The sequence below is a fragment of the Streptococcus sp. 3874 genome (assembly GCF_013276425.1).
GTDB classification, from domain to species: Bacteria; Bacillota; Bacilli; order Lactobacillales; family Streptococcaceae; genus Streptococcus; species Streptococcus pseudopneumoniae.
In genome coordinates this window covers 981-5779 of the sequence record NZ_VMLA01000010.1, presented here as the reverse complement: position 1 = coordinate 5779, position 4799 = coordinate 981, and the positions used below count along the sequence as shown (strand labels likewise).

General features: G+C 50.2%; 1 tRNA gene and 2 rRNA genes. All 3 read right to left on the bottom strand.

The window, feature by feature from the left end:
• Positions 1 to 34 precede the first annotated feature (34 nt).
• A 23S ribosomal RNA gene (locus HT703_RS00840) occupies positions 35 to 2936 on the bottom strand.
• 125 nt (positions 2937 to 3061) lie between these two features.
• Positions 3062 to 3134, bottom strand: a tRNA-Ala gene (locus tag HT703_RS00835).
• 51 nt (positions 3135 to 3185) lie between these two features.
• Positions 3186 to 4731, bottom strand: a 16S ribosomal RNA gene (locus tag HT703_RS00830).
• Together the 16S and 23S rRNA genes with 1 tRNA gene alongside form the textbook arrangement of a ribosomal RNA operon.
• Positions 4732 to 4799 lie beyond the last annotated feature (68 nt).

Sequence of the window (4799 nt, the reverse complement as noted above, 5' to 3'; positions counted from 1 at the left end):
AAGAAAACCGTTCGCTTTCGTATTCTCAGTTACTTTGGATAAGTCCTCGAGCTATTAGTATTAGTCCGCTACATGTGTCGCCACACTTCCACTTCTAACCTATCTACCTGATCATCTCTCAGGGCTCTTACTGATATATAATCATGGGAAATCTCATCTTGAGGTGGGTTTCACACTTAGATGCTTTCAGCGTTTATCCCTTCCCTACATAGCTACCCAGCGATGCCTTTGGCAAGACAACTGGTACACCAGCGGTAAGTCCACTCTGGTCCTCTCGTACTAGGAGCAGATCCTCTCAAATTTCCTACGCCCGCGACGGATAGGGACCGAACTGTCTCACGACGTTCTGAACCCAGCTCGCGTGCCGCTTTAATGGGCGAACAGCCCAACCCTTGGGACCGACTACAGCCCCAGGATGCGACGAGCCGACATCGAGGTGCCAAACCTCCCCGTCGATGTGAACTCTTGGGGGAGATAAGCCTGTTATCCCCAGGGTAGCTTTTATCCGTTGAGCGATGGCCCTTCCATACGGAACCACCGGATCACTAAGCCCGACTTTCGTCCCTGCTCGAGTTGTAGCTCTCGCAGTCAAGCTCCCTTATACCTTTACACTCTGCGAATGATTTCCAACCATTCTGAGGGAACCTTTGGGCGCCTCCGTTACCTTTTAGGAGGCGACCGCCCCAGTCAAACTGCCCGTCAGACACTGTCTCCGATAGGGATCGCCTATCTGGGTTAGAGTGGCCATAACACAAGGGTAGTATCCCAACAGCGTCTCCTTCGAAACTGGCGTCCCGATTTCGTAGACTCCTACCTATCCTGTACATGTGGTACAGACACTCAATATCAAACTGCAGTAAAGCTCCATGGGGTCTTTCCGTCCTGTCGCGGGTAACCTGCATCTTCACAGGTACTAAAATTTCACCGAGTCTCTCGTTGAGACAGTGCCCAAATCATTACGCCTTTCGTGCGGGTCGGAACTTACCCGACAAGGAATTTCGCTACCTTAGGACCGTTATAGTTACGGCCGCCGTTTACTGGGGCTTCAATTCATACCTTCGCTTGCGCTAAGCACTCCTCTTAACCTTCCAGCACCGGGCAGGCGTCACCCCCTATACATCATCTTACGATTTAGCAGAGAGCTGTGTTTTTGATAAACAGTTGCTTGGGCCTATTCACTGCGGCTGACTTAAAGTCAGCACCCCTTCTCCCGAAGTTACGGGGTCATTTTGCCGAGTTCCTTAACGAGAGTTCTCTCGCTCACCTGAGGCTACTCGCCTCGACTACCTGTGTCGGTTTGCGGTACGGGTAGAGTATGTTTAAACGCTAGAAGCTTTTCTTGGCAGTGTGACGTCACTAACTTCGCTACTAAACTTCGCTCCCCATCACAGCTCAATGTTATAGAATTAAGCATTTAACTCAATTCACACCTCACTGCTTAGACAGACTCTTCCAATCGTCTGCTTTAGTTAGCCTACTGCGTCCCTCCATCACTACATACTCTAGTACAGGAATATCAACCTGTTGTCCATCGGATACACCTTTCGGTCTCTCCTTAGGTCCCGACTAACCCAGGGCGGACGAGCCTTCCCCTGGAAACCTTAGTCTTACGGTGGACAGGATTCTCACCTGTCTTTCGCTACTCATACCGGCATTCTCACTTCTATGCGTTCCAGCACTCCTCACGGTACACCTTCATCACACATAGAACGCTCTCCTACCATACCTATAAAGGTATCCACAGCTTCGGTAAATTGTTTTAGCCCCGGTACATTTTCGGCGCAGGGTCACTCGACTAGTGAGCTATTACGCACTCTTTGAATGAATAGCTGCTTCTAAGCTAACATCCTAGTTGTCTGTGCAACCCCACATCCTTTTCCACTTAACAATTATTTTGGGACCTTAGCTGGTGGTCTGGGCTGTTTCCCTTTCGACTACGGATCTTAGCACTCGCAGTCTGACTGCCGACCATAATTCTTTGGCATTCGGAGTTTATCTGAGATTGGTAATCCGGGATGGACCCCTCACCCAAACAGTGCTCTACCTCCAAGAATCTCTAATGTCGACGCTAGCCCTAAAGCTATTTCGGAGAGAACCAGCTATCTCCAAGTTCGTTTGGAATTTCTCCGCTACCCACAAGTCATCCAAGCACTTTTCAACGTGCCCTGGTTCGGTCCTCCAGTGCGTCTTACCGCACCTTCAACCTGCTCATGGGTAGGTCACATGGTTTCGGGTCTACGTCATGATACTAAGGCGCCCTATTCAGACTCGGTTTCCCTACGGCTCCGTCTCTTCAACTTAACCTCGCATCATAACGTAACTCGCCGGTTCATTCTACAAAAGGCACGCTCTCACCCATTAACGGGCTCGAACTTGTTGTAGGCACACGGTTTCAGGTTCTATTTCACTCCCCTCCCGGGGTGCTTTTCACCTTTCCCTCACGGTACTGGTTCACTATCGGTCACTAGGGAGTATTTAGGGTTGGGAGATGGTCCTCCCAGATTCCGACGGGATTTCACGTGTCCCGCCGTACTCAGGATACTGCTAGGTACAAAGACTATTTTAAATACGAGGCTATTACTCTCTTTGGCTGATCTTCCCAAATCATTCTTCTATAATCTTTGAATCCACATTGCAGTCCTACAACCCCGAAGAGTAAACTCTTCGGTTTGCCCTTCTGCCGTTTCGCTCGCCGCTACTAAGGCAATCGCTTTTGCTTTCTCTTCCTGCAGCTACTTAGATGTTTCAGTTCACTGCGTCTTCCTCCTCACATCCTTAACAGATGCGGGTAACAGGTAGTACCTGTTGGGTTCCCCCATTCGGAAATCCCTGGATCATCGCTTACTTACAGCTACCCAAGGCATATCGTCGTTTGTCACGTCCTTCGTCGGCTCCTAGTGCCAAGGCATCCACCGTGCGCCCTTATTAACTTAACCTTATTTTCTGACCTTTTCAGTCATAAACTCTTATTAATACTACAGCGTTTTCGGTTTATTTTCTTGTTACTATTTGATATAGATATTCAATTTTCAATGTGCATTACTTGGTGATCTCTCACCAATGGAGCCTAGCGGGATCGAACCGCTGACCTCCTGCGTGCAAAGCAGGCGCTCTCCCAGCTGAGCTAAGGCCCCACAAGACCTCTCAAGACTAAACAAGACCAATGCGCAGTTCCTTTTCCTTAGAAAGGAGGTGATCCAGCCGCACCTTCCGATACGGCTACCTTGTTACGACTTCACCCCAATCATCTATCCCACCTTAGGCGGCTGGCTCCTTACGGTTACCTCACCGACTTCGGGTGTTACAAACTCTCGTGGTGTGACGGGCGGTGTGTACAAGGCCCGGGAACGTATTCACCGCGGCGTGCTGATCCGCGATTACTAGCGATTCCGACTTCATGTAGGCGAGTTGCAGCCTACAATCCGAACTGAGACTGGCTTTAAGAGATTAGCTTGCCGTCACCGGCTTGCGACTCGTTGTACCAGCCATTGTAGCACGTGTGTAGCCCAGGTCATAAGGGGCATGATGATTTGACGTCATCCCCACCTTCCTCCGGTTTATTACCGGCAGTCTCGCTAGAGTGCCCAACTGAATGATGGCAACTAACAATAGGGGTTGCGCTCGTTGCGGGACTTAACCCAACATCTCACGACACGAGCTGACGACAACCATGCACCACCTGTCACCTCTGTCCCGAAGGAAAGCTCTATCTCTAGAGCGGTCAGAGGGATGTCAAGACCTGGTAAGGTTCTTCGCGTTGCTTCGAATTAAACCACATGCTCCACCGCTTGTGCGGGCCCCCGTCAATTCCTTTGAGTTTCAACCTTGCGGTCGTACTCCCCAGGCGGAGTGCTTAATGCGTTAGCTACGGCACTAAACCCCGGAAAGGGTCTAACACCTAGCACTCATCGTTTACGGCGTGGACTACCAGGGTATCTAATCCTGTTTGCTCCCCACGCTTTCGAGCCTCAGCGTCAGTTACAAGCCAGAGAGCCGCTTTCGCCACCGGTGTTCCTCCATATATCTACGCATTTCACCGCTACACATGGAATTCCACTCTCCCCTCTTGCACTCAAGTTAAACAGTTTCCAAAGCCTACTATGGTTAAGCCACAGCCTTTAACTTCAGACTTATCTAACCGCCTGCGCTCGCTTTACGCCCAATAAATCCGGACAACGCTCGGGACCTACGTATTACCGCGGCTGCTGGCACGTAGTTAGCCGTCCCTTTCTGGTAAGATACCGTCACAGTGTGAACTTTCCACTCTCACACTCGTTCTTCTCTTACAACAGAGCTTTACGATCCGAAAACCTTCTTCACTCACGCGGCGTTGCTCGGTCAGACTTCCGTCCATTGCCGAAGATTCCCTACTGCTGCCTCCCGTAGGAGTCTGGGCCGTGTCTCAGTCCCAGTGTGGCCGATCACCCTCTCAGGTCGGCTATGTATCGTCGCCTTGGTGAGCCGTTACCCCACCAACTAGCTAATACAACGCAGGTCCATCTGGTAGTGATGCAATTGCACCTTTTAAGTAAATGTCATGCAACATCCACTCTTATGCGGTATTAGCTATCGTTTCCAATAGTTATCCCCCGCTACCAGGCAGGTTACCTACGCGTTACTCACCCGTTCGCAACTCATCCAGAGAAGCAAGCTCCTCCTTCAGCGTTCTACTTGCATGTATTAGGCACGCCGCCAGCGTTCGTCCTGAGCCAGGATCAAACTCTCATTAAAAGTTTGAGTTCTCACTCATTTCTGTCACTGACAGATTTATTGTTTTTTCATTGTTCAGTACTACAACC